The sequence below is a fragment of the Thioclava sp. IC9 genome (assembly GCF_002213225.1).
Classification (GTDB): domain Bacteria; phylum Pseudomonadota; class Alphaproteobacteria; order Rhodobacterales; family Rhodobacteraceae; genus Thioclava; species Thioclava nitratireducens.
The window spans coordinates 176,797-202,882 of the sequence record NZ_NBNX01000004.1; the positions used below are offsets into that span (position 1 = coordinate 176,797).

The following is a 26,086-nucleotide window of genomic DNA, read 5'->3' on the forward strand; positions in this document are numbered from 1 at the left end:
GGGTGCGCATGACTACACCGCTTGCCGCAGCAATAAAAGTAAGCAAGACTGACCTAAATGTGCGTTTTTTGTGTGAGGTGCGCGAGAAGGCTCCTCAAAATCACTCAAACTAGGTCAGCTTAGTTTACGTTATTGCGGCTTTTCCCTGATTTTCCTGAAGATGACGCACCGCCAAAAAGCGATTCGCGCTTCGTCAGCCTAGCACACCGACCGCCGCGAGGCTCAGCAAGAGCCCACCGAAGATGATCCGGTAGATCGCGAAGATGGTGAAACGGTGCCCCTGAATGTAGCCAAGGAGCCATTTCACCGCGACAAAGGCCGTGATTGTCGAGACGATGAAGGCAACGCTGAGCGCGGTCCAGTCCTCGTTGCCGCCGGCCCCGTCCTTGAACTGTTTGAGCAATTCGTAACCGCTCGCCGCATACATGGTGGGGATGCCGACGAGGAAGGCGAATTCCGTCGCGGCCGCGCGGTTCGAGGTGCCCAGAAGCATCGCTACGAAGATCGTCGTGGCGGAACGCGAGGTGCCCGGAAAGACCCCGGCCACGATCTGCGCGATCCCGACTGCGATCGCGACACGCCAGAAGACGTGGCTGCTATCGGGCTGACGATCCGCGACGCGTTCGGCAAAGAGCATCCAGAAGCCGCCGATCACCAGCGCCCAGGCGACTGGCTGAATGGCCGTCGGCAACTCGAAGCCCATCTTCTTTACGATCAGGCCCAGAACAGCCGTAATCAGGAAGGCAACGGTCAGCTTCGCTAAATAGTCGCGGTTTTCAGGATCGCGCCAGTTGAACAGCAGTTCCATCAGGCGGCGCCAGTAGATCAGTGTGACGGCGAGGATCGCCCCGGCCTGAATGACGATATTGTAGGTATCCGAGCGCGTACCGAGCCAATGTTCGGCGAGAATGAGGTGGCCAGTGCTCGAAATCGGGAGGAACTCGGTGATCCCTTCGATCACACCGAGCAGAACATCGTTCAGATAGCTCAAGAATACCGCCTATGTCAGAACTGCGCCGCACGCGACGCTTGGAGGTGGGTCAGGTCTTGCGAAGGTTCTTCGCGGAAGCCTTGATGTCGTCATACTGGCCACCGGGACGGAAGCGCCACAGGTAGCCGGGCATCACGGCTTCCATTGCCATAGGATGGATTCCGAGATCGGAGAAGCCTTTCGCCCCCTCGGACACGACATTGTCAGCCTGCAGGTTCTTCACCTGATCGCGCGTGAGGATACGGTTGGTGAACAGCCCGCCGGTGACGGCCTGGCCCAGATCGAAGACGCCGCCCATGATGCTTGCGATCCAGCGCGGCAGCGACAGCACGAGCCGACGACGGTGGATCACTGCCAGCATCTGCTTCATCAGGTCGTGGAAGGTTTCTACATCCGGCCCGCCGAGTTCATAGATGCCGGGCGCGACTTTCCCGTCGGCGCCCATGACCGCCACCTTCGCGACATCGTCGACGAAGACCGGCTGGAACTTGGTCTTGCCACCGGTGATCGGAAGGATCGGGGTGAAGCGCGCCATCGAGGCGAACTTGTTGAAGAAACCGTCCTCGTTGCCGAAAATGATCGAGGGACGCAGGATCACGGCCTGCGGATAGGCCTCCAGAACCGCTTTCTCGCCCGCAGCCTTGGTGCGGGCATATTCGCTGGGGCTGTCCGGATCGGCGCCAATGGCCGAGATCTGCACCAGTTTCGGCACGTTCATCTCTGCGGCGATACGTGCCACGCGGCCTGCGCCTTCGGCCTGCACCGCCCCGAACTTGTTCTTGCCTTCGTTCACCAGGATGCCGACGCAGTTGATCACCGCATCCGCGCCCTGCATCGCCGCGCGCACGCTGGCATCATCGCGAATGTTACAGAAGACCGGCTCGACTTGCCCGACCGCACCGTAGGGTTTGACGAAGAGCGCCTCGTTCGGACGCCGGACCGCAACGCGAATCCGCCAACCGTCCTTTGCCATGCGCCGCGCGATATACCGCCCGACGAACCCCGAACCGCCGTAGATCGTAACCAGCTTGGACATGGGCAGAGGCCTTTCCTTGCAAGAATTTCGTCCTTTGATTACCGCCTCGCCCCCGCGGGAACAAGGCCAAAGACCCGAAGAGTGAAAGCTTGCGAATTTTTCGTGTCGATCCCCGTTGACAGTCCCAGCGCCGCTCTGTATCTCGCGCTCCACGGCACCTGCCCAGGTGGCGGAATTGGTAGACGCGCACGGTTCAGGTCCGTGTGCCGCAAGGCGTGGAGGTTCGAGTCCTCTCCTGGGCACCACTACTAAAAAGTCGCGCAACTCATCTGGGTTGCGCGACTTTTTCGTTTTCGGGTGGCGCGTCCTCGTGCAGCGGCCCGCGCTCCGTCTTATTTCCTGCGGAAAAAGCGCGCGCGATCGTAAAGCGCCTCGAGCCTAGCCATGCGGGCCGAGGTTTCCTCCCAAGTGAGCGACTGGATCGCAGCCATGAACGTTTCGACCAGAACCTGAATCGCGACCGTCGAATCCCATGCCGAGGGCGCTTCGATCTGCGCCGAAAACCGATAGCGCGCATGCGCCGCGGCAGGCGAGACCCAGGGATCGGTGATCAGCACGACTTCCGCGCCCTGCTCGACCGCCATCTCCACCAGTTGCAGCACGCTCGATTCATAGCGGCGAATGTCGAATACCAGCAGCACGTCGCCCTTCTGCATCTCCAGAAGCGCGGGCGGCCAGCTGTTCGATAGCGGTTCGAGCAGCTCGACCCCGGGCCGGATCACCTTCATATGTGCCACGAAATAAGCTGCGATCGGGCCGGTGATCCGGCCCCCGGTCGCGAAAATGCGCCGCTTCGGATCGGCCATCATCGCGGCGGCGGCGTCGAACTCGGCATGGTCGATCTGCTTCAGGGTCGCCTGCAGGTTGCCCAGAACCGTATCGGCGAAGCGGTTGATCATATGGGTATCGGGCGCATCCCCCGCCCAGCGGTCATGTTTGACGAGCGGTGAGACAAGCTGCGCCTCCAGCTCGTCGCGCACCGCCTGCTGCAGTCCCGGATAGCCACCATAGCCCATCTTCTGGGCAAGTCTCACGACGGTGGGAGAGGAGACCTCGGCGGCGCGCGCCAGCTGCGCGACAGATCCCAGAAGCGCCATCGGATAGTGACGCAGGATATGTCCTGCGAGCTGCTTCTCGGTCCGGGTCATCTCTTCGATGCCCGACCGGAGCCTGTCTTCGATGCTTTGCGTGGCTGCTGACAAATCGGGCACTCCCGTGCGAATCACGTTAGAAATGATTGTAACAGAATTTTCTTCTCTGAAATTTTCTTGACAGACACGAGGTGCCGGGGCGAGCCTGACGCTAAGGACGCGACGCAGAATCGCGCCTTGCAACAGGAAGGGACCAATTTGAACAGCGCGCATGCAGCGGTGGACATCGAAGGCGCAGAGCGTTCGGGCCAGATCGTTCTGGTCTGCGAACATGCGTCGAATGCCTTTCCCGCGCCTTGGGGCGAGCTGGGATTGACCCCCGATCAACGCGACGCGCATATCGCCTGGGATCCCGGCGCGCTGGGCCTCGCGCGCGGTCTGGCTGCGAAATTGGAGGCACCGCTGGTTGCGGCCTGCCAGTCGCGGCTGATCTACGATCTCAACCGCCCGCCGCATCATACCGGAGCCATGCCCGTGCAATCGGAGATCCACGAGATCCCCGGCAATGCGGGGCTGACACCGGACGACCGCAGCGCCCGCACCGAGGCGCTTTATCTTCCGTTCCACGCGGCTCTGGGCGGTCTCGTTGCCGAGCGGCTGGCGCGCGGGCAAGCCACTGCACTGGTCACGGTGCATTCCTTCACGCCGATCTGGTTCGGTCAGCCCCGCGCGGTAGAGTTCGGCGTGATCCACGACGCCGATCCGAGCTTTGCGCAGGCGGTTCTCGAGGAAGCCCGCCGTGTCACCGAGCTCGATACGCGTCTTAACGAACCTTACTCAGGCGCCGATGGCGTCTGTCATACGCTGGCGCTGCAAGCGACGCCGATGGGGCTGCCGAATGTCATGCTGGAACTGCGCAACGATCTGATCGCCGATCCCGCCGCGCAGGAGGCGATGGCCGCGACGCTTGCGCCGGTACTGCAAGCCGCGCTGTCACGGATCACCGCAAATAACGGGGAGGCCGCCTGATGCCACGCTGGAGTGTCGCCTATGTCCGCCTGATCGACGGGTTCAATCGCAAGCTCGGCAAACTGGCGATGTACCTGCTCTACGTCATCATGGGCATCATGCTGTTCTCGTCGGTGACGAAGATTGTGCAGATCCCCGCACTCTGGACGCTGGAAATGGCCCAGTTCACGCTGGTGGCCTATTACATGCTGGGCGCGCCGTGGACGCTGCAGGGCGATACCAACGTGCGGATGGACCTGCTATATTCCCGCTGGTCGGCGAAGGGGCAGGCGTGGTGGGATGCTTTCACCGTCTTCGCGCTGCTCTTCTATCTCGGGATCATGGTCTACTCGGCCTATGACTCGACGGTCTATTCCTTCGAATACAACGAGCGAAATCCGACCGCGTGGCGTCCGGTGCTGTGGCCGATCAAGGTCATCATCACGACGGGCTTCGCGCTTCTGTTCCTGCAGGCCGTGGCGCTTCTGATCCGCGATGTCGCGACTATTCGCGGAGAGGAAATCTGATGGATCACAACACCATCGCCCTTTTGATGTTCTCGACGATGCTGCTGATGATGCTGACCGGTCAGCGCGTTTTCGGCGCGATCGGCTTCGTCGCGGTCGTCGCGGCCTTCTGGCTCTGGGGGCCGGGCGGCACGCAGATGGGCTTCGGCTCGGTCATGAAGCTGATGAAATGGACGCCGCTGCTGACGCTGCCGATGTTCGTCTACATGGGCTATGTGATGTCCGAGAGCCGTCTGGCCGAAGACCTATATCGGATGTTCCACGTCTGGTTCGGGCCATTACCGGGGGGCCTCGCCATCGGGACAATCATGTTGATGGTGATGATCTCGGTGATGAACGGGCTGTCGGTCGCGGGCATGGCGATCGGGGCGACGATCGCGCTGCCGGAACTGCTGCGCCGGAACTACGACAAGCTGATGATCTCGGGCGTGATTCAGGCGGGGTCGAGCCTCGGCATCCTGATTCCGCCTTCGGTCGTGCTGGTGCTGTTCTCGCTGATCGCACGCCAGCCGGTTTCCGAACTGTGGCTGGCCGGCGCGGTGCCGGGGCTTCTGATGGCCACGCTTTTCGTCGCCTATATCGTGATCCGCTGCAAACTGAACCCCGACCTCGCCCCGCCGATGGATGCGGAAGAGCGCGCGATGATCACCATGCGCGAGAAACTGCGTCTGCTGCGTGCGGGTCTGATGCCGGTGTTCATCTTCATTGCGATGATGGTGCCATTCCTCAAAGGCTGGGCGAGCCTGACCGAAGCCTCGGTGATCGGCGCGCTGGCCGCTGTCTTCGCGGCGGTTATCAAGCGGCGCTTCACCTGGCAGGTGTTCCAGGTCGCGACCGAGAACACGCTCAAGATCACCGTGATGTTCATGCTGATCATAACCGCGGCGCTATCCTTCGGGGCGGTGTTCGACGGTCTGGGTGCGGGCCGCGCGATCGAGGATTTCTTCACCGACAGCCTCGGTCTCGGCCCGTGGCAGATCCTGATCCTGATGCAGCTGAGCTTCCTCGTGATGGGGATGTTCCTCGACGACACGGCGATGCTGGTGATCGTGGCTCCGGTCTATGTCTCGCTCGCCCGGCATCTGGGCTTCGACATGATCTGGTACGGTGTCCTTTATACCATCACCTGTCAGGTTGCCTATCTCACGCCCCCCTTCGGCTATAACCTGTTCCTGATGAAGGCGATGGCGCCGAAGGAATTCACGTTGCCTGTGATCTACGCCTCCGTGATCCCCTTCGTGGGCGTGATGGTCCTGACGCTGATCCTCGTGATGATCTTTCCGCAGCTGGCGCTCTGGCTGCCGCATGCGGTGCTTGGAAGATAACCATAACCCGGAAAAACCGGGATCAACCAACAAGGAGAGAGTGATGACGACAAGAAGACAGTTCCTCACCACCGGTGCGGTGGGTGCGGCTGCGGCGGGCCTTGCGGCCCCGGCCGTCGCGCAAACCACGCCGATCAAGTGGCGGATGCAGACCTATGCCGGCCCCGCGCTGGCTGAACAGGTCGTGGATAACTGCATCAAGACCTTCAACGAAATCGCCGATGGCGAGATGGAGATCGAACTTTACTACGCCGACCAGCTGGTGCCGACCTCCGAGCTGTTCCGCGCGATGCAGTCGGGCACGATCGACGCCGTGCAATCCGACGATGACTCGATGGCCTCGCCCACCGAAGTCACCGTCTTCGGCGGCTATTTCCCCTTCGGCCTGCGCTACTCGCTCGACGTGCCGACGCTGTTCAACGAATGGGGTCTCAACGAGATCTGGGACGAGCAGTATTCGGCCGTGGGCGTGAAGCACATCTCGGCGGGCTCGTGGGACCCGTGCAACTTCGCCATGAAAGAGCCGGTGAAGTCGCTCGACGATCTGAACGGCAAGCGGGTCTTCACCTTCCCGACCGCCGGGCGCTTCCTCGCGCAATTCGGCGTGGTGCCGGTGACGATTCCGTGGGAAGACGTGGAAGTCGCGCTGCAGACCGGCGAGCTTGACGGCGTCGCATGGTCGGGCATCACGGAGGATTACACCTCGGGCTGGGGCAAGAACGCGCCCTACTTCCTGACCAACAACATCTCGGGTGCGTGGATCGGCCACTTCTTCGCCAACATGGATCGTTGGAACGAAGTGCCGGATCGTCTGAAGACGCTGATGAAGACCTGCTTCGATCAATCGCATTACCACCGCCAGTACTGGTACTGGTCGGGCGAGGCGAAGCTGCGCGTCGATGGCGAGGACATGCAGCTCACCACGATCCCGGATGCCGAATGGCAGAAGGTCGAGGATGCGGCGCACAAGTTCTGGGACGAGATCGCGGCCGAGAGCGAGTTGAAGGCGAAAGTCGTCGACATCTTCCGCAAGTATAACGAGACGATGCGCAAGGCAGGCCCGCCCTACCGTTGCGGTTGATCTCGTCGGCGGGCAGCCCGTCCTGCCCGCTCTTATTTGCCCTCTTGTAGGGCCTTGCACCGCGCGGCACTCTCGCGCGGTGACCCTGATCCCGGAGGAACTCATGTCGCGAAAAATGTCGTTCGACGCGCTCAAGAAGGCGGTCAATGCTGGCGAGGTCGATACCGTCATCGCAGCCCTTGTGGATATGCAGGGACGGCTTCAGGGCAAGCGGTTCCACGCGGCGCATTTCATCGACAGCGCATGGGAAGAGACCCATTGCTGCAACTACCTGCTGGCGACCGACATGGAGATGGTCACGGTGCCGGGCTATGACGCGTCCAGCTGGGAACGCGGCTACGGCGATTACGTGATGAAGCCCGACATGGAGACGCTGCGGCTGATCCCTTGGGTTCCGGGCACGGCGCTGGTGATCTGCGATCTGCTCGATCATCACAGCCACGAGCCGATCCCCCATGCGCCGCGCCAGATGCTGAAATCGCAGCTCAAGCGCGCGAAGGACATGGGCTATGACGTGATGATGGCGACCGAGCTGGAGTTCTTCCTGTTCGAGGAAAGCTATCCGCAGCTGTTCGACGCGGGCTATCCGGAGCCGACCCCGGTCGCGCGCTACAATGTCGATTACTCGATCATGGGTAATTCGCGCGCCGAACCGGCGATGCGGGCGATGCGCAACGCGCTCTACGCCGCAGGCGTGCCGGTCGAATGCTCCAAGGGCGAGGCCGAGCGCGGTCAGGAAGAGCTGAACGTGAAATATGCGGCCGGTCTGCAGACCGCCGACATGCATGTGCTGGTCAAGCAATGCGCCAAGGAAGTCGCCCAGTCCCACGGGCTGTCGGCGACGTTCATGGCGAAATACCACACCGACAAGGCGGGCAGTTCGAGCCACGTGCACCAGTCGCTCTGGAAGGGTGGCAAGCCTGCCTTCTTCGACAAGGACGCGCCCAATGGCATGTCCGAGCTGATGCGGCACTATCTCGGCGGGCAGATGGCCCATGCGCGTGACATCACCTATTTCCTCGCGCCCTACACCAACAGCTACAAGCGTTTCTGCGAGGGGCTTTTCGCGCCGACGAAAGCGGTTTGGTCTTTGGACAACCGCACGGCGGGTTTCCGCATCTGCGGCGAGGGCACGAAATCCATCCGCGTCGAATGTCGCATCGGCGGCGCCGACCTGAACCCCTATCTGGCCTGCGCCGCGCTTCTGGCGGCGGGGCTCGCCGGGATCGAGCAGCAGATGGACCCGGGCCCGGAAGCCGCGGGCGACATCTACAAGGCGGGCGAAGTGACCGAGGTGCCGAAATCCCTGACCGAGGCGCTGGGCGCTCTGGAAGGTTCGGACATGCTCAAATCCGCCTTCGGCGAGGATGTGATGGCCCATTACGTGCGCGCCGCCCGCTGGGAAATCGAAGAACAGAACCGAGTTGTGACCGACTGGGAGCGGATGCGCGGTTTCGAACGCGCCTGAGTTTTGACAGACCCGCGGGGCCCTACACCCGCAAGGAGACATGATGACCAAGACCCTGAAATGTATCTCGCCCGTCGACGGGCAGGTCTATGCCGAACGCGAGGCGCTGAGCGCCTCCGACGCGCAGGCGCTGGCCGCAGGCCTGCGCGCCGCGCAGCCGGCATGGGCCGAGCGCCCGCTGTCCGAGCGTATCGCGCTCGTCGAGGCGGGCATCGCCAAGCTCAACGAGATGAAAGACCTAGTAGTCGAGGAGCTCGCGTGGCAAATGGGCCGCCCGACCCGCTATGGCGGCGAATTCGGCGGCATGAACGAGCGCGCGGGCTACATGGCCTCGATCGCCGAAGAGGCGCTGGCCCCGATGGTGGTCGAGCAGAGCGACAGCTTCCTGCGCCAGATCGCGCGCGAACCCGTAGGCGTCGTCTTCATCATCGCGCCGTGGAACTACCCCTACATGACGGTGATCAACTCGCTGGTCCCGGCCCTGATCGCGGGCAACACGGTGATGTTGAAGCACGCGACGCAAACGATGCTGGTGGGCGAACGCATCGCCGAAGCCTTCCACGCGGCGGGCGTGCCGCAGGACGTGTTCCAGAATGTCTACCTCACGCATGAGGTGTCGGAAGAGTTGATGGGCGCGAAGGCGTTCGATTTCGTCAACTTCACCGGCTCGGTCGGCGGCGGTCGCGCGGTGGAGCGCGCGCTGGCGGGCACCTTTACCGGGTTAGGCCTCGAGTTGGGCGGCAAGGATCCGGGCTATGTCGCCGCAGACGCCGACCTGGACGCGGCGGTCGACGGGTTGATGGATGGTGCGCTGTTCAACGCGGGCCAGTGCTGCTGCGGAATCGAGAGAATCTACGTCCATGCGAGCCTCTACGACGCTTTCGTCGAAAAGGCCGCAGCCTGGGCAAGCAAGCTGACCCTGGGCAATCCGTTCGAGCCGGAAACGACCCTCGGCCCGATGGCGAACAAGCGTTTCGCCGAAGTGGTGCGCGGCCAGATCGAGGACGCGATCACCGATGGCGCGAAGCCGCTGCTCGATCCTTCGTTGTTCCCGGCAGACGATGGCGGCGCCTATCTCGCGCCGCAGATCCTCGTGGACGTGAACCACGAGATGCGCGTGATGCGCGAGGAAAGCTTCGGTCCCGTCGTCGGCATCATGCCGGTGAAGGATGACGAGGAAGCCATCGCCGCGATGAACGATTGCGATTACGGTCTGACCTGCTCGATCTGGACCGCCGATCCCGCCCGCGCCGAGGCGATGGGCAAGCGGCTGCAGACCGGCACCGTCTTCATGAACCGCTGCGACTATCTCGACCCGGCGCTGTGCTGGACCGGCTGCAAGGAAACGGGCCGTGGCGGCTCGCTCTCGGTGCTGGGCTATCACGCGCTGACGCGTCCGAAATCCTACCATCTCAAGAAGGTGACGAAATGACTGCCCCCACCGCAAACTGGTCCTATCCGACTACGATCAAGTTCGGCCCCGGCCGGATCTCGGAACTGGCCGATCACTGCAAATCCGTGGGCATGAACAAGCCGCTTCTGGTGACCGACAAGGCGCTGGCGGCGCTGCCGATCACCGCCGGGGCGCTCGACGTTCTGGACGGCGCGGGTCTGGGCCGCGCGGTTTTCTCTGAGGTCGATCCGAACCCGAACGAGGGCAACATGGCCGCCGGGATCGAGGTCTATAAAGCGGGCGGCCATGACGGCGTGATCTGCTTCGGCGGCGGCTCGGCGCTCGACCTGGGCAAGATGATCGCGCTGATGGCGGGGCAGGACAGCTCGCTCAGCGTCTGGGATCTGGAAGATATCGGCGACTGGTGGACGCGCGCCAATGGCGACGCCATCGCGCCGATCATCGCCGTACCGACCACCGCCGGGACCGGCTCGGAGGTCGGGCGCGCGGGCGTTCTGACCAATTCCGAGACTCACAAGAAGAAGATCATCTTCCACCCGAAGCTGATGCCCGCGATCACGATCTGCGATCCGGAGCTGACGGTCGGCATGCCGCCCTTCATCACGGCGGGCACCGGGATGGACGCGCTGGCGCATTGTCTCGAGGCGTTCTGCAGCCCTCATTACCACCCGATGAGCCAGGGTATCGCACTTGAAGGGATGCGGCTGGTCTTCGAGAACCTGCCGCGCGCCTTCACGACGCCGGACGATCTGGAAGCGCGCGCCAACATGATGTCGGCGGCGGCGATGGGGGCGGTGGCCTTCCAGAAGGGGCTCGGCGCGATCCACTCGCTCAGCCATCCGGTCGGCGCGGTCTACGGCACCCATCACGGCACGACCAATGCCTGTGTGATGCCGATGGTGCTCGACTTCAACCGCGCCGCCATCGAAGAGCGGATCAACCGCGCGGCGGCTTACCTTGGCATCCCGGGCGGCTTCGACGGCTTCAAGGCCCGCATCGAGAGCCTGCGCACCGAACTGTCCATCCCGGCTAACCTGACCGAGATGGGCGTGAAGCGCGAGGATCTCGACATGCTGGTCGAGATGGCACTGGAAGATCCGTCCTGTGGTGGCAATCCGGTCGAGATGACCGCCGACAATACCCGCGCGCTCTACGAGGCGTGCCTATAAAATCTGCGTGCGGCGGCCAGAAGGTCGTCGCACGCGCCTGCGGCTCACGCATCTGTGGCTCGTGTTGATAAGTAAATTGACTGCATGATCAATCTTGCCAAAATTCTGTTACAAGACCCGCATAAAGGGACGCCGATGCCGGAGCCAACCGGACGGCACAATCGTCGAAAGACATAGCTCGGGGGACAGGACCGCATGATGCGGCACCGCCCTCCATCAACGGGGAGAGACCTGAATATGACCTTCAAGTTCCGTTATCTTGCGGCAGCCAGCGCGATGGCCCTCGCTGCCAGCACCGGCACCAGCTTCGCCGACAGCATGGATGACCTCTACGCCGCCGCTAAGGAAGAAGGCAGCCTGACCACGATCGCGCTGCCGCATTCGTGGTGCAACTACTCGGGCGTGATCGACGGCTTCAAGAAGAAGTACCCCGGGATCACCGTGAACGAGCTGAACCCCGATGCGGGCTCGGCCGACGAACTCGAGGCGATCCGCGCCAACAAGGACAACAAGGGTCCGCAGGCGCCCGACGTGATCGACGTCGGTCTTTCCTTCGGCCCGGCGGCCAAGGACGAAGGTCTGATCCAGCCCTACAAGGTCTCGACCTGGGACACGATCCCGGACAGCGCCAAGGATTCCGAAGGCTACTGGTACGGTGATTATTACGGTGTGCTGTCGTTCGCGGTGAACAAGGACATCGTCGACAACGTGCCGCAGGACTGGTCGGATCTGCTCAAGCCGGAATACGCGAACTCGGTGGCTCTGGCGGGCGATCCGCGCGCCTCGAACCAGGCGATCCTCGGCGTTCTGGCCGCGGGCGTCGCAGCAGGCGGCGAGCCGGGCAAAGCCTCGGGTGAAGCTGGCCTGAAGTACTTCGCCGAGATGAACAAGAACGGCAACTTCGTGCCCGTCATCGGCAAGACCGGGACGCTCGCACAGGGCGCGACCCCGATCGTCATCGAGTGGGACTATAACGCTCTGGCCGGTCGCGACACGCTGAACGGCAACCCGCCGGTCGACGTCGTCGTGCCGAAATCGGGCGTGGTCGCCGGTGTCTACGTTCAGGCGATCTCGGCCTACGCGCCGCACCCGAACGCAGCCAAGCTCTGGATGGAATACCTCTATTCGGACGAAGGTCAGCTCGGCTGGCTGGAAGGCTATTGCCACCCGATCCGCTTCAACGACCTGTCGGCCAACGGCAAGGTTCCGCAGAAGATGCTCGACGCGATGCCTCCGGCGGAAGGCTATGCCAAGGCGATCTTCCCGTCGCTCGACGCGCAGGCTGCGAACAAGGAAGTCGTGACCGGCGGCTGGGACAGCGTCGTCGGCGCGAACGTCCAGTAACCGAACCGGCATAAGAAAACGCCCCGCGCTTGATCGCGCGGGGCGACTTTATTGGAATTTCTGTAAGGCGAGGCCCGATGCAAAGCCGCAAGCTGCCGCTGACTTGGGTGGGGATGGTTCCCTTCACGCTCTTCGCGCTTTTGTTCCTGATCGCCCCGACGATGTATATCGTGGTGGGCGCGTTCCGGACGAGTGACGGGGGTTTCACGCTGTCGAACCTCGTGAACCTGTTTCAACCGACGATCCTCGCGAGCTATTGGATTTCTATCAGGATCAGCCTCGCCACTGCGCTTGTAGGCTGCCTGATCGGGTTCGCGCTCGCTGCGGCCGTCACGCTGGGCGGCCTGCCGAAATGGCTGCGCGGTCCGGTGATGACCTTCTCGGGCGTGGCCTCGAACTTCGCGGGCGTGCCGCTGGCCTTCGCCTTTCTCGCGACGCTGGGACGTCTGGGGCTCGTGACCGTGCTGCTGAAGTCGTGGTTCGGCTTCAACATCTACACCCACGGCTTCAACCTGCTCAGCTTCTTCGGTCTGACGATCACCTATCTGTTCTTCCAAATCCCGCTGATGGTGCTGATCATCACCCCTGCGCTGGACGGTCTGAAGCGCGAATGGAAAGAGGCGGCGAGCATTCTCGGCGCGACCGGCTTCCAGTATTGGCGCATCGTCGCGCTGCCGATCCTCTGGCCCTCGCTGCTGGGTACGCTGGCGCTGCTGTTCGCCAATAGCTTCGGTGCGGTGGCGACGGCCTATGCGCTCACCGGTTCGTCGATGTCGATCGTGCCGATCATGCTTTACGCGCAAATCCGTGGCGATGTGCTGCAGGACCCGCATCTGGGCTACGCGCTGGCCTTCGGGATGATCGTCATCACCGGCCTAGCCAACCTCGCCTATGTCTGGCTGCGCGTACGCTCGGAAAGGTGGATGCGATGAAATCCAAGAAACTCTGGTCATGGCTCGCGCTGGCGTTCGGGGCGCTCTATTTCGCCCTGCCGCTGCTCGGTACGCTGGAATTCTCGCTGCGGGCGCGGCGCGGGGTGTATTCGCTCGACGCTTACCGCTCGGTGCTGGCCGATCCGCAATTCCGCGAGACCTTCAGCTACTCCGTCGTGATGGCGATCTTCACGATCCTCGTGGGGGCGCTGATCGTGGTGCCGACCGCCTATTGGGTGCGGTTGCGCCTGCCGCATTGGCGCCCGGTGGTGGAGTTTATCACTCTGCTACCGCTGGTGATCCCGCCGATCGTGATCGTTTTCGGCTATATCCGGCTCTATAACACGTCGTCGATCCTGCCGCTGACCGGCACGACGACGGGCACCAATGTCCTGCTGATGCTGGGCTATGCCACGCTCTCGCTGCCCTACATGTATCGCGCCGTCGATACCGGCCTGCGCACCATCGATGTCGGTACGCTGACCGAGGCGGCACAAAGCCTCGGCGCGGGATGGAGCACGATCCTCGCCCGCGTCATCCTGCCGAACGTGCTGGTCGCGGTGCTCTCGGGCGCCTTCATCACCTTCGCCATCGTCATCGGCGAGTTCGTCCTCGCCTCGCTCCTCAACCGGCCGGCCTTCGGCCCCTACATGCAGCTGACCGGCGCGAACAAGGCTTACGAGCCCGCCGCGCTTGCGGTGATCGCCTTCTCGATCACCTGGATCTGCATGGGGCTCATTCAACTCGTCACCCGGTTTTCCAAACATACGAACGCAAAGCGGTAACCCATGGCCTCTCTCGAGATCGAACATCTGGAAAAATCCTTCGGCGCGAACCGCGTTGTGAAGGATTTCAACCTCTCCATCGAAGAGGGCGAATTCATCTCGCTCCTTGGCCCGTCGGGCTGCGGCAAGACGACGGTGCTGCGGATGGTGGCAGGCTTCGAGTCCCCCTCGGGCGGTGCGATCCGCATCGGCGGGCAGGACGTGACGCATATGGGGGCGAACCAGCGCAATATCGGTATGGTGTTCCAGGCCTACGCGCTGTTTCCCAACCTGACAGTCGCGCAGAACGTGGGCTTCGGGCTGCGCGTGGCAAAACGTCCGCGCGCTGAGATCAAGGCACGTGTCGCCGAGATGCTGTCGCTGATCGGCCTGCCCGATCTGGGCAATCGCTACCCGTTCCAGCTGTCGGGCGGACAACAGCAGCGTGTGGCGCTCGCACGGGCGCTCGCGATTCAGCCGCGCGTGCTGCTGCTGGACGAGCCGCTCTCCGCGCTCGATGCCAAGATCCGCGTGAGCCTGCGTGAGGAAATCCGCGACATTCAGCGACGTCTGGGCATCACGACGATCTTCGTCACCCACGATCAGGAAGAGGCGCTGTCGATCTCGGATCGCGTGGTGGTGATGAATGGTGGCGTCGCCGAGCAGATCGGTGCGCCTTTCGAAATTTACAATCAGCCGAAGACCCGTTTCGTCGCGCAATTCGTGGGCACGCTGAACGCGCTGGAAGCCGTGGTGGCCGATCCCGCGCGGGGCGCATTGCGGGTCGGCGATACCGAGGTGATCCTCTCCGAACCGGTCACCATGGGGCAGGGGACTCCGGTGACGCTGGCCGCACGGCCCGAGGTTCTGGCCTTGGGCCGCCGCGAGGGCAATGACACGGTGTTCACCGGGCGGATCGTCGGGACGCATTTCCTCGGCTCGATCCTGCGGGTAAAAATGGAAGTGGAAGGGCAGCTCATCGCGCTCGACACGTTCAACCGCCCCGGCAACCCGCCGCCCAAGGTCGGCACCGAAGCCGAGGTCAGCGTAGCGAGCCGTGATCTGCTGGTTCTTGCCGACTGACGAGGCAAAACTGGTCCTGCGCTCCTCATTTCTTCAGGTTTCCGGACCCGGACGCCCCTCTGCCGCGTTGCCGATAGAACACTACGTGCGACCGATGCAGAAGGATGAAGATGGAGTGGCTTGTCGACCATAATCAGGTTGTAAGCATCGCGGTGCAGATCGTCACCGCGTTCGTCTGGCTGGTCTACCTGCAACTTCTACTGCAGAATTTTCGGCGTGAACGGCGCTCGAAACTGCTGCTCACCCGGGTCGCGGGCGGCCATGAACGCGGGCATCTGATGCTTGGCAATATGGGTGCCGAGCCAATCTTCGTGAAAGCGCTTCTCGCCGATCTCGTGGTCGACGGGAAAACCTATCACTCGATCGCCAGCGACTCCGGCGGCTTCGCTCCTTTCGGGGATTCCCAACCCGACGAGTCGATCAAGGGCCCGTTGAACACTGCGGAGTACCGGGATCTGGGCCGGATTTCAGATCTCGTGGATGTCGCACTGGAATTCTCCAGCCTGCCTGACGACGCGAAAGAGATGGAAACCGTGGTATTCACCGTTCTGGCGGAAAGCAGTCGCGACAATATCCTCGTCGCCGGACGCCTCTCTCTCGACGTTTATAACGCCGGGGAGCATCAACGCTTCTTGCCGCAGAGCCTGTCGACCGAGCAGCTGCGCAGTTTTCGCAAGCGTCGGGAACTGGCGTCGCGGCTGGAGGAGATGCTGGAGCAGGAAGCCCGCGCCTACCTGACCGGCGAAGACGGCAAACGCCGGGGGCGCGGCGCCGAGTTGGGGCAGCTACGCCTGAAACAACGCGGCGACGGGCGCCAAACAAAGGCTCCGCACGAGGCCGCTGAATGAAGCGGACAGATACCTCAGTTTAACCCACCCGACCAAGACGCGCCGTTCCGGTTTTCGTCGCCAAAGGAGACAACATGTTCAACTGGATTACGGGCGTTATCGCGTCCTTCGGCTATTTCGGCATCGCGGGGCTGATGTTGCTGGAAAACGTGTTTCCTCCGATCCCGTCGGAGCTGATCATGCCGCTCGCGGGGTACATGGCGGCGCAAGGGAAATTCTCGCTGATCGGTTTGATCGTCGCGGGGACGATCGGCTCGGTCATCGGGGCGCTTCTCTGGTACTGGATTGGTCTGAAGATCGGGATCAAGCGTCTGTGTCACCTCTCGAGCCGCCACGGTCGCTGGATCGGCATCACCCCCCGCGACATTACCCGGACCAAGAAATGGTTCGACAAGCACGGCTGGGCAGCGGTGTTCTTCGGGCGGATGCTGCCCGGCGCGCGCACGCTGATCTCGGTGCCGGCTGGCATGGCGCGGATGCCCTTCCTGCCGTTCCTCGCCTACACCACGGTGGGCAGCGCGCTCTGGACGGCATTGCTGACCGTTGCGGGCTATCTGCTCGGAAAGCAGTACAGCGAAGTCGCAAGCTGGGTGAACCCGGTCTCGACCGGCGTGATCGTGATCCTCGTCCTGCTCTACATCTACCGCGTGATTACCTGGAAGCCGCTGGAAGACCCCGACGAGTCGAGCGGCGCCATGCCGTCACGCGAGAGCTGATCGGCGAAGTAAGCGCCATACCTCGGCTGCCTTTCGCCATCTCGCGTTGGCAAGAACGCGGCAAAAGGCTTATATGCCCGGCAAGACGTTAAAGAGGACACGCCGTGGCAATCCACCTGCATCAAAACGACCTTCCCGACGGGCTCGATCTCGGTCCCGTCGTGGCCATCGACTCCGAAACGATGGGCCTTGACCCGCGCCGCGACCGGCTCTGCCTCGTGCAGCTTTCGGCGGGCGATGGCGACGCGCATCTGGTGAAGATCGCCCAAGGTCAGACCGAAGCGCCGAACCTGTGCCGCATGCTGGCCGATCCGTCGGTGGAGAAGCTGTTCCACTTCGCGCGCTTCGATGTGGCGGCCCTCTACAACGCATTCGGGGTTGAGACGAAGCCGGTCTTCTGCACCAAGATCGCCTCGAAGATGGTGCGGACCTTCACCGATCGCCACGGGCTCAAGGTGCTGGTGCAGGAGCTTGTCGGCGTCGACATTTCCAAGCAGCAGCAAAGCTCGGACTGGGGCGCGGCGGAGCTGACCGACGCGCAAATGGAATATGCGGCTTCGGACGTGCTTTACCTGCACCAGATCAAGGCTGAACTGGTCAAGCGGCTGGAGCGCGAGAACCGGATCGGGCTGGCGCAGGCCTGTTTTGATTTCCTGCCGACGCGTGCGAAGCTCGATCTGCTGGGCTGGGATGAACCCAATGACATCTTCCACCACTGATTATTCCGACATCGCCCGCCGCGTGATCGGCATCGAGGTCGCCGGGCTCGAAGCCTTGGCGGCGAGCCTCGATGGCGAGTTTTCGCGCGCGGTGTCGATGATCCTCAAGACCGAGGGGCGCGTGATCGTTTCCGGCATGGGGAAATCGGGCCATATCGGGCGCAAGATCGCGGCGACGCTGGCCTCGACCGGGACACCGGCGCATTTCGTGCATCCGGCGGAGGCGAGCCACGGCGATCTGGGCATGGTCACCCGGCACGATCTGGCGCTGGTGCTGTCCAATTCCGGCGAGACGCCGGAACTGGCCGATCTGATCGCCCATACGCGGCGTTTCCGCATTCCGCTGATCGGAGTGGCGAGCCGCCCGGACTCGACCCTGTTGCGGCAATCGGATCTCGCGCTGGTGCTGCCCAAGGCCGAGGAAGCCTGCGGGACGGGCGTGGTGCCCACGACCTCGACGACGATGACGCTCGCGCTGGGCGATGCGCTGGCCGTGGCCCTGATGGAGCACCGCGAATTCACCGCCGAGCATTTCCGCACGTTCCATCCCGGCGGCAAGCTGGGCGCGCGGCTGTCGAAAGTCTCGGACCTGATGCATCGCGATATGCCGCTTGTCGCGGAAGACACGCCGATGCCCGATGCGCTGTTGATGATGAGCCAGAAGGGCTTCGGCGTCGTCGGCGTCACCGATGAGGCGGGCCGTCTGACCGGGATCGTCACCGATGGCGATTTGCGGCGCCATATGCAGGGGCTGCTGGAGCATAAGGTCTCGGAAGTGATGACCGCCAATCCGCGCACCATCGCGCCGGGACAACTGGCCGAGGCTGCCGTGGCGCAGATGAACGAACGCAAGATCACCGCGCTTTTCGTCGTCGAAGACGAAAAGCCCGTGGGCTTCCTGCAGATCCACGACTGCCTGAGGGCCGGGATCGTCTGATGATGTACGACAATAGCCATACGCGACTGGTGAACTGGGCGAAGATCGTCCTACCGCTGCTCGCGCTGGCGCTGTTGTCGACGATCTTCCTCGTTTCGCGTCGGATCGATCCGAGCGCCGCGATCCCTTATGCCAAGGTCGATGTCGAGAAACTCGCGCGCGAAAATGCGGTCACCCGGCCCGAATATTCCGGCGTAACCGATACCGGCGCGACGCTTTCGGTGACCGCGGCGATGGCGCGCACGCAGCCCGCGCAGGACCAGGGCGCGAGTGCCGATCAGGTCGCGGCAAAGCTGACCGCACCCGATGGCCACGTGACTGATCTGAGCGCGAATGAGGGTCTGTTTCAGCCCAATTCGAACCGTATCGACCTGACCGGGAAGGTCGCGATGCAGACCTCCGACGGCTATCGGGTGAATTCCGAGAAAATTGAACTTCAGACCGATAGCAGCGTTCTGACCTCGCCCGGCCCGATTCACGGGACATCCCCTTTCGGAACGCTCGATGCGGGCTATATGCAGATCGTCCCGACGGCGGATGGCAGCGGTCACGATCTTGTTTTCAAACAGGGTGTGAAGCTGGTATATCAGCCGCAACAATGAGGGTGTGGATGTTTCGAGCGCGTTTTTTCACCGCCTGCGCGATGGTGGTTTCGTTCCCGGTTCTCGTGATGGCGCAAAGCGTCAATTTCGGCGGTCTGCGCGCCGACAAGACCGCCCCGGTAGAGGTCACGGCCGACTCGCTCAACGTCGATCAGCAAAGCGGCCAGGCGGTGTTCTTCGGCAATGTGGAAGTCACCCAAGGCGATATGCATATGAAAGCGGCCGAGCTTGAGGTGTTCTACGCCAGCGACAAACGCTCCGAGATCACGAAGCTGCATGCGACCGGCGGTGTCACGCTGGTCTCGCCCACCGAAGCCGCCGAGGCAGAGGAAGCCGTGTACGACGTGAAGGCGGGCACCGTCGTGATGACGGGCAAGGTTCTTCTGACCCAAGGCAACAACGTGATGTCGGGCAACAAGCTCAATGTCGATCTGAGCACCGGCACGGGCACGATGGATGGACGTGTCCGCACGCTTCTGAAGCCCGCCGGGAGCAAGTGATGGTCGAGGATGCCGCCAAGAGCGACGCCGGGTTGGCCCCGGTCGCGGGTCACGGCGGTTTGCAGATCCGCGGGCTGCGCAAGAGCTACAAGCGCCGCCCCGTGATTCGCGATGTCTCGCTCGATCTGTCGCGCGGCGAGGTCGTGGCGCTTTTGGGGCCCAACGGTTCCGGGAAAACCACCTGTTTTTACAATATCGCCGGGCTGATCCGTCCCGATGCGGGCGAGGTGCTCATCGACGGACGCGATGTGACGGGCCTGCCGATGTATCGCCGCGCGCGGCTCGGGATCGGCTATCTGCCGCAGGAAGCCTCGATTTTCCGCGGGCTTTCGGTCGAAGAGAACATCATGGCGGTTCTCGAGGTCGCCGTGCCGGACCCGCACACGCGGCGGGAACGTCTGGAGGAGTTGCTGGGCGATTTCTCGATCGGCCACCTGCGCCACGCGCCCGCGCTGGCGCTGTCGGGCGGTGAACGCCGTCGCTGCGAAATCGCGCGCTGTCTGGCCGCCGATCCGAAATATCTGTTGCTCGACGAGCCTTTCGCGGGCGTCGATCCGATCGCGGTGTCGGAGATTCGCGCCCTCGTCGGTCAGCTCAAGGATCGCGGTATCGGGGTTTTGATCACGGATCACAACGTCCGCGAAACGCTCGAGATCGTGGATCGGGCCTACATCCTGCATGACGGGACGGTGCTGATGTCAGGCACCGCAGAAGAGGTTGTGCAGGACGAAAACGTGCGCCGCGTCTATCTCGGGCAGCATTTCCGCATCCTCTGAGCATGCTCTACGGATCGCCCAAGCGACTCCGACCCTCGGCAGTTTTGCACCGCAGCGAGGGTCACCCGTTGACACCCCCTGCGATCCATCCCCAAATACATAGGAGATGCGTGATGTTCGCCCCCACTCCCCGGGCGCGCTTGCGGCCCCCGAGAGGGGTCCGGCGCGCGAAAGGTCCCCGAAAGAGGGCCCGGGCGAATTCAGACTCGACGCGACTTTTCAAGAGATTAACCGGCCCGAAACACCTCAGCCCCAAGGCTGGGGTCACTGGCCCAATGCGTGAAGGAGGAAATCCATGCGTTACCAAATCACCGGCAAACAAATCGATGTCGGAGAGGCCCTGCAATCTCACGTCAAGTCGGAGCTGGGCGAAGTCGCCGAGAAATACATGCAGCGTCCCACCGACGCGCAGATCACCTTCTCGCGCGATGCGCATGAATATATCTGCGAAGCGACGGTGCACCTGTCGACCGGGCTGACCGCCTCGGCCAAGGGGCATGCCACCGAAATCTACGCGGCCTTCGATGCGGCCCGCGAAAAGATGGACAAGCAACTGCGGCGCCACAAACGCAGATTGAAAGATCATCACCGCGACCGTGCCGAACCAGTTGAATTCGAAGCTGCAGGTCTATATGTGCTCGCCTCGGAAGAGGATGACGATACCGGCGAGACGCGCGAAGGCGCTCCGATGATCGTAGCCGAGATGGAAACCAAGGTTCCCACGCTCTCGGTCGGTGAAGCGGTCATGCAGATGGAGCTGTCCGACGCGTCGCTACTCGTCTTCCGCAACGAGAAACATGGCGGGGTCAACGTCGTTCATCGGCGTGAAGACGGCAATGTCGGCTGGATCGACCCGCGCAACAGCAAATGAGCGGCCCGGAACGGGCGCGGAGTAGACGAGTTCATGGACCTATCTAAACTTCTCGTGCCTGGCGCGGTCAAAGTGCTGTCGAATGTCACGAGCAAGAAACGCCTGTTTCAGGATCTCGGTGACATCGCGGCGGCGTGCTACAAGATCGACGCCTCGGAAACCGTCGATGCGCTGCAGGAGCGTGAGAGCCTCGGACCGACCGGCGTCGGCCATGGTGTTGCGCTTCCGCATGCGCGGCTCGACGGGCTGAGCGAGGTCGTGGGTGTCTTCTTGCGTCTGGAAAAGCCGCTCGATTTCGACGCGGTGGACCGGCTGCCGGTCGATCTGGTTTTCGCGCTGTTCGCGCCGAAGGATTCCGGCGTCGAGCATCTCAAGGCGCTGGCCCTCGTGTCGCGCACGATGCGCGATCCGGAAACCTGCGAGAAGCTGCGGGCGAATACCGATCCCTCTACGCTGCACGCAGTGCTGACGGAAGCGCAAAGCCGTCAGGCGGCCTGAACCGCTCTCGAATGAAAATCAAAAAGCGCGTCGGTCCTCCCGGCGCGCTTTTTTCATGGCCCAAGATCAGTCTCGCCAGTTTCCGAAGCCGAACTGCATCATGTCGCGCGTATAGGTCTCGCGCGCGGCGGCCTCTAGATCGGGCGTCCAGATATCAGCGAGCTTGATCGCCGCGGTGTCGGTCTCTCCGGGCGCGAGCGTAGGCGCCTCCACCCCGGCCATGCTGGCGAGATAAGCGAAGTCCTCGGCCATCCGTTCTTCGCGCACCAGCAGGTCGGGAAGCGCGAACTGGCCGATGCCCTGAAGCGCCGCGGATTGCGTGGCCCAGAGCGTGTTCACCGGAAGGCTCGTCTGGTTCGCGAGATTGGATTTGAGCCAGCCCAAGAAAGCGATCAGCGCCTCGGCGTAGTCGTCTTGCGCGATGCTCTGCCCTTCCTTCGGGATTGGCAGCTTGTAGCTTTGGCGCAGAACGGCGCGCGTCTCGTCCATAGTGTCCCAGTTCAGCACCGCGTTGAACGCCAGATGCGCGCGCATCAGGGGATGGCGTAGCACGGTGAAGCTGCGATGGCCGGGATGGCGGCGTTTCCACTGGCGCAGGGTTTTCTGGCTGAACCCTTCGACCAGATCGCCGGTCGCGGCCAGCCAGTCGCGGATCGGCGCATCCATCGCGGGCCGGAGCGGCATATAAAGCAGCCCCGCCTCGCTCGCGATGAAACCGGGCACGCCGGGACCGCGCCGGGGCTCGAAATTCGGGGTCTTCGACAGGTTGAACCGGTCGAGTCGCGCCAGCGACGCCTCCATCCCCGGGAAATTTGCGACCTTTGCCTCCAGCGGCTCCGGGTTCTGCACCTTGAGGTTCTCGGGCAACTGTTTCAGCCGCCCCGAGACGCCCAGCCAATTCGCCAGACCGTTAAGCACTTCGACGGACTGTGCATCTTCATAATCGATATAGAAGGCTGTCTGTCCCGAGCGTTGCAGAGCGTTCAGTAACGTCACCTGAAAATCCTGCAGCCCTTCAAGATGCGCCTCGAATTCCTCCGCATCGAAGCGCGCTTTCGTGGCCTTGCGGTGTTTCGCATCGCCCAGCTTCCATTGGCCCGTCGCGCGCGCGATCATCAGGCTGACATAGCTTTCGATCGGGTTACGGGTCAGCACGATCTTCGCGCATTTCGGATCGTTCACGAAGACCGCCAGCATCCGCGGGTCATGATCGTGGAAATAGCGGCAGCCGTTCAGCCCAACCTGAGACTTGATCGCATTCCACAGCACCAGAGGATTGTCGTCGCGCTGCGCCTTGGTGACTCCCACCAGCTCCTTGCGGTTCGGGTACCCGATCAGCGCCGGGTTGAACGCCTCACCATGGCACGTCACGCCGTCCAGATCGTTCAGCGCGGCTTCCACGAGGTTGGAGCCGGTGCGCATCTCGGCGAAGACGACGAAACTCTCAAACTTGGGCATGGGTTATTTCACCAGATAGGGGCGGCCCCGGCGGACGGCGTCGCGCTGCCCGCTTTGCTCGAGCGGGAAATCCCCCATCACGAGTGGCTGCATCCCTTGGTTCTTGAGATTTTGCAGGAATTGGTTGAACCCCGACAGATCGACCATCTGCGGCGCTTCGGTCAGGCGGCGCGTGGCGCGGGGGCTGATCTCGTCGATGATGGTCTGCAGGGGCTCCATCGGGTTCTCGATGAAATCCGCGACGGTCCAGATCCGCACCCGCGCCTTCACATACATCGAGCGGAGAATATCCAGATGCTCCAGCTCGCGCTTTTGCAGCATCGCGGCCTCGCGCCGGATCGTCGTGAAATTCTCGTTGCGGCGCGACAGCGGCAGGGCCCAGGCCCCGGTGATGACCGAGATTTGCGCATTCGGATCGGTCGCGGTGAACCAGTTATTCGCCTGATTGTCGCGCGGCGAGAACATGTAGCATTGCCGTTCCCCGCGCGAGTTCCAGATCAAGTTCGTCAGGAAGGCACGCGGGTTGTAATCGCGCAGCGCCGCGTCGTCGGTCAGGCAACCGTTGAACATCCGCTCGCCACCCGCGAACTCTGCGCGTTCGGGGGCGAAGAGATGACCGTGAACCCGGGCACCCACGTATTTCGCGAGCCAACCGTCGAAATTCTCGAAGAGATCCGAGAAGCCGTGGAAGATCGAATAGGGTGCCGAGGTCTTGCCGTTCTCGTGGTCCTTTCTGGGAAAACGGCTCTGCATATAGAGGCCGGGCCGCCCGCGTGTGCGCCGCTCGATCGACTTGGAAAACAGCCGGTCGATCTTGGCCGGGTTCGGCTCTGCCATGACGGACCGCCCGGGGCTTTTGTCGAGGAAGGTCCGATATAGCTTGTCCGCTTTGGGCCAGATTTTCCGCGCCACGAAACAGTCCGACCGCCGCAGAAGCTGCAGGTGATCGTCGTAGAAGATGTGCGGCTTTCCCTGAAAATCGAACTTGGTCAGCGTCAGCGAGCGGCTCTCGATCGAGGTGGAATAGAGCCTTGCGAGGGTCTGGAAATAGCTCTCATCGGGGATCCAGACGCGCTTGAAATAGCGGTCGTAAAGCGCGCGATCCGGGTCTTCCAGAATGGCCGACAGGGTCTGGCGCGTCAGGCACCACCACTGGCTGCCCAAGTGCGGCACCAGCCCGTCGGGAATGCGTCGCTTGAAGCCTACGCGGCGCTGGAACTCGACATAGCGGTCGAACATCCGCCGCTGTTTTTTCCACGAGAAGGGGAAGCGCAGCGTGAAGCGTTCGATGTCGATCCCGCCAACCGTCCAGCCGACTTCCGTGGTGGTCACACTCTCGATGAAATCGGTATAGGGCCGCGCGTCGAGATAGTCGGTCAGCTCGTGCAGCGGGCGCAGCGGCAGGCAGGAGCCCGACGCCAGATAGACGTGGCGCACGTCGGCATGCAGTGCCAGCATCTGTTCGGCCGCAGCTTGGCTGGCTGCGACCAGCGACCACGTGCCCCACTCGCATTTGTAGCGCCGCGAGAAGGAGACATTCTCCAGATCGGCGAGCATCTTCTTGAAGCCGTTATAGTCATGCGCGGTGACGCGGGCATCGACATGGATCACCACGGGCGATCCGCCCTCCGACCAGAACCGCGCGACCTGCGCGGCCCGGTCGAGCGCGGTGTGGCACATCATGATGAATCCGACTGTCACGCGACTTGTTTCCTCACGCCCAATTGCCCTTCGACATCAGCCCGAGGATTTCGAGCTGGCGCCAGTTGATATATTTCTCCGACCATTTGCACCACAAATCGGGCTCTTTTGAGATCGTGCGGGCATAGGCGTGGTATTCGCGTGAACCCGCGTAATGCTGTTTGCGCTCCAACTCTTCCTCGACCTTGTCGGTCAGCGGCGAGAGGAACTTCGCGTGCAGCAGGCATCCCGAGACCATCTCTCCGCCGATCGTGTCGTAGACCTGGTTGAGGCCGCGCGGCAGCAGCGCATGGGTCGAGGAGATATAGACATTCCCGCGCTCCCATTTGACGAGCGGTACCTTGTTGAGCGAGGGGGCTTTCTTCGGCGCGTCGGGAAAAAAGATGCGTGCCCGCGGTCCGCCTTGGATCCACAGATTATTGGTCTCGGAGTTCTGCGAGATCATGTAATTGCCCGCATCGAACCAGCAGGCCAGATCGAACGGGTTCTGCCCCTCGCGATAGGGCTGCGCGTCGATCGGCCCTTTCGGATACATATCGAGCAGCATCGCCGGGAAAGACCGGATGCCATAGGTGTCGAGCCAGTCGGTCAGCGCCTGAATGGGCCGCGTGTCGCAGAACGGGTAGACGAAGAACTCGTCCGGATCGAGCGTCAGCGTCCAATGCCCGGTGCCGTATTTGCGCAGCAGCCAGTTCATCCAGTCGATGCCGAAATTCGACGCCTTGTAAGACGCCTCCGTGCGCCAGACCGAGCAATCCTCCTGCTGCGCTAGATACTCGGCGCTGCCGTCGTCGCTGCCATTGTCGACAAACAGGAAGTGGCCGACCCCCATCTCGCGGTAATAGCGCAGGAAATAGGGCAGGCGGATGCGTTCGTTGCGGGCGGTGACGAAGACGAGGATATCCTCGGGGTGGATGTCGCCGGTGCGATCGGAATAGAGAGAGAGTTCGCGGCTTTTCCGGAAAGCCCGAATCTGCCGAATTCTGCGCTTGCGGCGCAGTCTGGCGATTTCTCTCAGTCCCAATATCCGTCCCTCTTCGACGTCGCGGTCATTTCGTGCCGCTTCGGTCCCGTGATGCTCGTATCGTAGTTTTCAAATCGTTAAAGGTCGCCCGGTTCAAATCGGCAAGTTTTTAACGGGTTATCAATATCTTCCGATACTTACCCGGTTTGCTTGCAACTGAGAAGCCCGCGCTCCGCGCTCACGTCAGTATTGTTGCCCCCAAG

At 62.5% G+C, this 26,086-nt stretch carries 26 protein-coding genes and 1 tRNA gene; 21 read left to right on the forward strand and 6 right to left on the reverse strand.

The annotated features are described in order from the left end of the window. Positions 1-193: 193 nt before the first annotated feature. Together B6V76_RS12200 and B6V76_RS12205 are read right to left on the reverse strand one after the other, a co-directional pair. A complete protein-coding gene (locus B6V76_RS12200) occupies positions 194-991 on the reverse strand; it encodes an undecaprenyl-diphosphate phosphatase (RefSeq protein ID WP_075775165.1) in 798 nt (265 codons plus the stop codon). A 49-nt stretch (positions 992-1,040) separates the two neighbouring features. Continuing rightward, a complete protein-coding gene (locus tag B6V76_RS12205) occupies positions 1,041-2,027 on the reverse strand; it encodes a complex I NDUFA9 subunit family protein (protein WP_075775166.1) in 987 nt (328 codons plus the stop codon). Between the two features lie 160 nt (positions 2,028-2,187). Between B6V76_RS12205 and B6V76_RS12210 the strand changes: the two genes are divergently transcribed. After that, positions 2,188-2,272: transfer RNA gene (locus tag B6V76_RS12210), tRNA-Leu, on the forward strand. 87 nt (positions 2,273-2,359) lie between these two features. On the opposite strand, the gene B6V76_RS12215 is transcribed toward B6V76_RS12210, so the two are convergent. Continuing rightward, positions 2,360-3,229, reverse strand: a complete 870-nt coding sequence (locus tag B6V76_RS12215) for a MurR/RpiR family transcriptional regulator (protein WP_075775167.1) — start codon at positions 3,227-3,229, stop codon at positions 2,360-2,362. Between the two features lie 147 nt (positions 3,230-3,376). Here B6V76_RS12215 and B6V76_RS12220 point away from each other — a divergent pair, with 147 nt between their 5' ends. From B6V76_RS12220 to B6V76_RS12315, 20 genes are all read left to right on the forward strand, one after another. Then, positions 3,377-4,147 carry an N-formylglutamate amidohydrolase gene (locus B6V76_RS12220; protein ID WP_075775168.1) on the forward strand — a complete coding sequence of 257 codons (771 nt, stop codon included), beginning with the start codon at positions 3,377-3,379 and terminating at the stop codon, positions 4,145-4,147. Further along, a complete protein-coding gene (locus B6V76_RS12225; protein WP_075775169.1) occupies positions 4,147-4,653 on the forward strand; it encodes a TRAP transporter small permease subunit in 507 nt (168 codons plus the stop codon). Before B6V76_RS12220 ends, B6V76_RS12225 begins: the two co-directional genes overlap by 1 nt. Further along, positions 4,653-5,978, forward strand: coding sequence for a TRAP transporter large permease subunit (locus B6V76_RS12230; protein WP_075775170.1), 1,326 nt, complete (start codon positions 4,653-4,655; stop codon positions 5,976-5,978). The genes B6V76_RS12225 and B6V76_RS12230 overlap by 1 nt, the downstream gene beginning before the upstream one ends. A 43-nt stretch (positions 5,979-6,021) precedes the next feature. Then, on the forward strand, positions 6,022-7,059 hold the full coding sequence (locus B6V76_RS12235; protein ID WP_075775171.1) for a TRAP transporter substrate-binding protein: 1,038 nt from the start codon (positions 6,022-6,024) through the stop codon (positions 7,057-7,059). A gap of 103 nt (positions 7,060-7,162) precedes the next feature. Next, on the forward strand, positions 7,163-8,527 hold the full coding sequence (locus B6V76_RS12240) for a glutamine synthetase family protein (RefSeq protein WP_075775172.1): 1,365 nt from the start codon (positions 7,163-7,165) through the stop codon (positions 8,525-8,527). 43 nt (positions 8,528-8,570) lie between these two features. Continuing rightward, positions 8,571-9,959 (forward strand): aldehyde dehydrogenase family protein, encoded by a 1,389-nt coding sequence (locus B6V76_RS12245; RefSeq protein WP_075775451.1) that lies wholly within the window; start codon positions 8,571-8,573, stop codon positions 9,957-9,959. Continuing rightward, complete coding sequence (locus tag B6V76_RS12250) at positions 9,956-11,110, forward strand: iron-containing alcohol dehydrogenase (protein WP_088727563.1); 1,155 nt, start codon at positions 9,956-9,958, stop codon at positions 11,108-11,110. Before B6V76_RS12245 ends, B6V76_RS12250 begins: the two co-directional genes overlap by 4 nt. 237 nt (positions 11,111-11,347) lie before the next feature. Then, a complete protein-coding gene (locus tag B6V76_RS12255; protein ID WP_075775174.1) occupies positions 11,348-12,454 on the forward strand; it encodes an ABC transporter substrate-binding protein in 1,107 nt (368 codons plus the stop codon). A gap of 77 nt (positions 12,455-12,531) precedes the next feature. Next, positions 12,532-13,386, forward strand: coding sequence for an ABC transporter permease subunit (locus B6V76_RS12260; RefSeq protein WP_075775175.1), 855 nt, complete (start codon positions 12,532-12,534; stop codon positions 13,384-13,386). Beyond that, complete coding sequence (locus B6V76_RS12265) at positions 13,383-14,171, forward strand: ABC transporter permease (RefSeq protein WP_075775176.1); 789 nt, start codon at positions 13,383-13,385, stop codon at positions 14,169-14,171. The genes B6V76_RS12260 and B6V76_RS12265 overlap by 4 nt, the downstream gene beginning before the upstream one ends. Positions 14,172-14,174: 3 nt before the next feature. Beyond that, positions 14,175-15,233: an ABC transporter ATP-binding protein gene (locus B6V76_RS12270; RefSeq protein WP_088727564.1), complete on the forward strand. Its 1,059-nt coding sequence runs from the start codon at positions 14,175-14,177 to the stop codon at positions 15,231-15,233. A 152-nt stretch (positions 15,234-15,385) separates the two neighbouring features. Further along, entirely contained in the window at positions 15,386-16,081 is a 696-nt protein-coding gene (locus B6V76_RS12275) for a hypothetical protein (RefSeq protein WP_141104917.1), read from the forward strand. A 74-nt stretch (positions 16,082-16,155) separates the two neighbouring features. After that, the gene (locus B6V76_RS12280; protein ID WP_075775179.1) at positions 16,156-16,797 is read left to right on the forward strand and encodes a DedA family protein; all 642 of its coding nucleotides are present in this window, start codon (positions 16,156-16,158) and stop codon (positions 16,795-16,797) included. 104 nt (positions 16,798-16,901) lie between these two features. Then, on the forward strand, positions 16,902-17,516 hold the full coding sequence (locus B6V76_RS12285; RefSeq protein WP_075775180.1) for a ribonuclease D: 615 nt from the start codon (positions 16,902-16,904) through the stop codon (positions 17,514-17,516). Beyond that, positions 17,497-18,453 carry a KpsF/GutQ family sugar-phosphate isomerase gene (locus tag B6V76_RS12290; protein WP_088727565.1) on the forward strand — a complete coding sequence of 319 codons (957 nt, stop codon included), beginning with the start codon at positions 17,497-17,499 and terminating at the stop codon, positions 18,451-18,453. Before B6V76_RS12285 ends, B6V76_RS12290 begins: the two co-directional genes overlap by 20 nt. Continuing rightward, positions 18,453-19,055, forward strand: a complete 603-nt coding sequence (gene lptC / locus B6V76_RS12295; RefSeq protein WP_141104918.1) for an LPS export ABC transporter periplasmic protein LptC — start codon at positions 18,453-18,455, stop codon at positions 19,053-19,055. The genes B6V76_RS12290 and lptC overlap by 1 nt, the downstream gene beginning before the upstream one ends. A gap of 8 nt (positions 19,056-19,063) precedes the next feature. Continuing rightward, positions 19,064-19,555, forward strand: a complete 492-nt coding sequence (gene lptA / locus B6V76_RS12300; protein ID WP_240497855.1) for a lipopolysaccharide transport periplasmic protein LptA — start codon at positions 19,064-19,066, stop codon at positions 19,553-19,555. After that, entirely contained in the window at positions 19,555-20,331 is a 777-nt protein-coding gene (lptB, locus tag B6V76_RS12305) for an LPS export ABC transporter ATP-binding protein (RefSeq protein WP_075775184.1), read from the forward strand. Before lptA ends, lptB begins: the two co-directional genes overlap by 1 nt. A gap of 295 nt (positions 20,332-20,626) precedes the next feature. Next, a complete protein-coding gene (raiA, locus tag B6V76_RS12310) occupies positions 20,627-21,202 on the forward strand; it encodes a ribosome-associated translation inhibitor RaiA (RefSeq protein WP_075775185.1) in 576 nt (191 codons plus the stop codon). Positions 21,203-21,235: 33 nt separating this feature from the next. Continuing rightward, positions 21,236-21,700, forward strand: coding sequence for a PTS sugar transporter subunit IIA (locus B6V76_RS12315; protein ID WP_075775186.1), 465 nt, complete (start codon positions 21,236-21,238; stop codon positions 21,698-21,700). A gap of 66 nt (positions 21,701-21,766) precedes the next feature. Here the strand turns inward: B6V76_RS12315 and B6V76_RS12320 are convergent, their stop codons facing one another. From B6V76_RS12320 to B6V76_RS12330, 3 genes are read right to left on the reverse strand one after another with little or no spacing between them, the layout of a single operon-like run. Continuing rightward, positions 21,767-23,158, reverse strand: coding sequence for a nodulation protein NodH (locus B6V76_RS12320; RefSeq protein ID WP_088727566.1), 1,392 nt, complete (start codon positions 23,156-23,158; stop codon positions 21,767-21,769). Between the two features lie 3 nt (positions 23,159-23,161). Next, the gene (locus B6V76_RS12325; RefSeq protein WP_075775188.1) at positions 23,162-24,859 is read right to left on the reverse strand and encodes a beta-1,6-N-acetylglucosaminyltransferase; all 1,698 of its coding nucleotides are present in this window, start codon (positions 24,857-24,859) and stop codon (positions 23,162-23,164) included. Between the two features lie 13 nt (positions 24,860-24,872). Beyond that, positions 24,873-25,883, reverse strand: a complete 1,011-nt coding sequence (locus tag B6V76_RS12330) for a glycosyltransferase family 2 protein (RefSeq protein ID WP_088727567.1) — start codon at positions 25,881-25,883, stop codon at positions 24,873-24,875. Between the last annotated feature and the right edge of the window lie 203 nt (positions 25,884-26,086).

Excerpts from the sequence above, each read along its gene's own strand:
- B6V76_RS12260 (WP_075775175.1), top strand. The coding sequence starts at position 12,532 with ATGCAAAGCCGCAAGCTGCCGCTGACTTGGGTGGGGATGGTTCCCTTC.
- lptB (WP_075775184.1), top strand. The coding sequence starts at position 19,555 with ATGGTCGAGGATGCCGCCAAGAGCGACGCCGGGTTGGCCCCGGTCGCG.
- B6V76_RS12320 (WP_088727566.1), bottom strand. The coding sequence starts at position 23,158 with ATGCCCAAGTTTGAGAGTTTCGTCGTCTTCGCCGAGATGCGCACCGGC.
- B6V76_RS12270 (WP_088727564.1), top strand. The coding sequence starts at position 14,175 with ATGGCCTCTCTCGAGATCGAACATCTGGAAAAATCCTTCGGCGCGAAC.
- B6V76_RS12290 (WP_088727565.1), top strand. The coding sequence starts at position 17,497 with ATGACATCTTCCACCACTGATTATTCCGACATCGCCCGCCGCGTGATC.
- raiA (WP_075775185.1), top strand. The coding sequence starts at position 20,627 with ATGCGTTACCAAATCACCGGCAAACAAATCGATGTCGGAGAGGCCCTG.
- B6V76_RS12225 (WP_075775169.1), top strand. The coding sequence starts at position 4,147 with ATGCCACGCTGGAGTGTCGCCTATGTCCGCCTGATCGACGGGTTCAAT.
- B6V76_RS12265 (WP_075775176.1), top strand. The coding sequence starts at position 13,383 with ATGAAATCCAAGAAACTCTGGTCATGGCTCGCGCTGGCGTTCGGGGCG.
- B6V76_RS12235 (WP_075775171.1), top strand. The coding sequence starts at position 6,022 with ATGACGACAAGAAGACAGTTCCTCACCACCGGTGCGGTGGGTGCGGCT.
- B6V76_RS12230 (WP_075775170.1), top strand. The coding sequence starts at position 4,653 with ATGGATCACAACACCATCGCCCTTTTGATGTTCTCGACGATGCTGCTG.
- lptA (WP_240497855.1), top strand. The coding sequence starts at position 19,064 with ATGTTTCGAGCGCGTTTTTTCACCGCCTGCGCGATGGTGGTTTCGTTC.
- lptC (WP_141104918.1), top strand. The coding sequence starts at position 18,453 with ATGATGTACGACAATAGCCATACGCGACTGGTGAACTGGGCGAAGATC.
- B6V76_RS12250 (WP_088727563.1), top strand. The coding sequence starts at position 9,956 with ATGACTGCCCCCACCGCAAACTGGTCCTATCCGACTACGATCAAGTTC.
- B6V76_RS12280 (WP_075775179.1), top strand. The coding sequence starts at position 16,156 with ATGTTCAACTGGATTACGGGCGTTATCGCGTCCTTCGGCTATTTCGGC.
- B6V76_RS12315 (WP_075775186.1), top strand. The coding sequence starts at position 21,236 with ATGGACCTATCTAAACTTCTCGTGCCTGGCGCGGTCAAAGTGCTGTCG.
- B6V76_RS12240 (WP_075775172.1), top strand. The coding sequence starts at position 7,163 with ATGTCGCGAAAAATGTCGTTCGACGCGCTCAAGAAGGCGGTCAATGCT.
- B6V76_RS12255 (WP_075775174.1), top strand. The coding sequence starts at position 11,348 with ATGACCTTCAAGTTCCGTTATCTTGCGGCAGCCAGCGCGATGGCCCTC.
- B6V76_RS12205 (WP_075775166.1), bottom strand. The coding sequence starts at position 2,027 with ATGTCCAAGCTGGTTACGATCTACGGCGGTTCGGGGTTCGTCGGGCGG.
- B6V76_RS12245 (WP_075775451.1), top strand. The coding sequence starts at position 8,571 with ATGACCAAGACCCTGAAATGTATCTCGCCCGTCGACGGGCAGGTCTAT.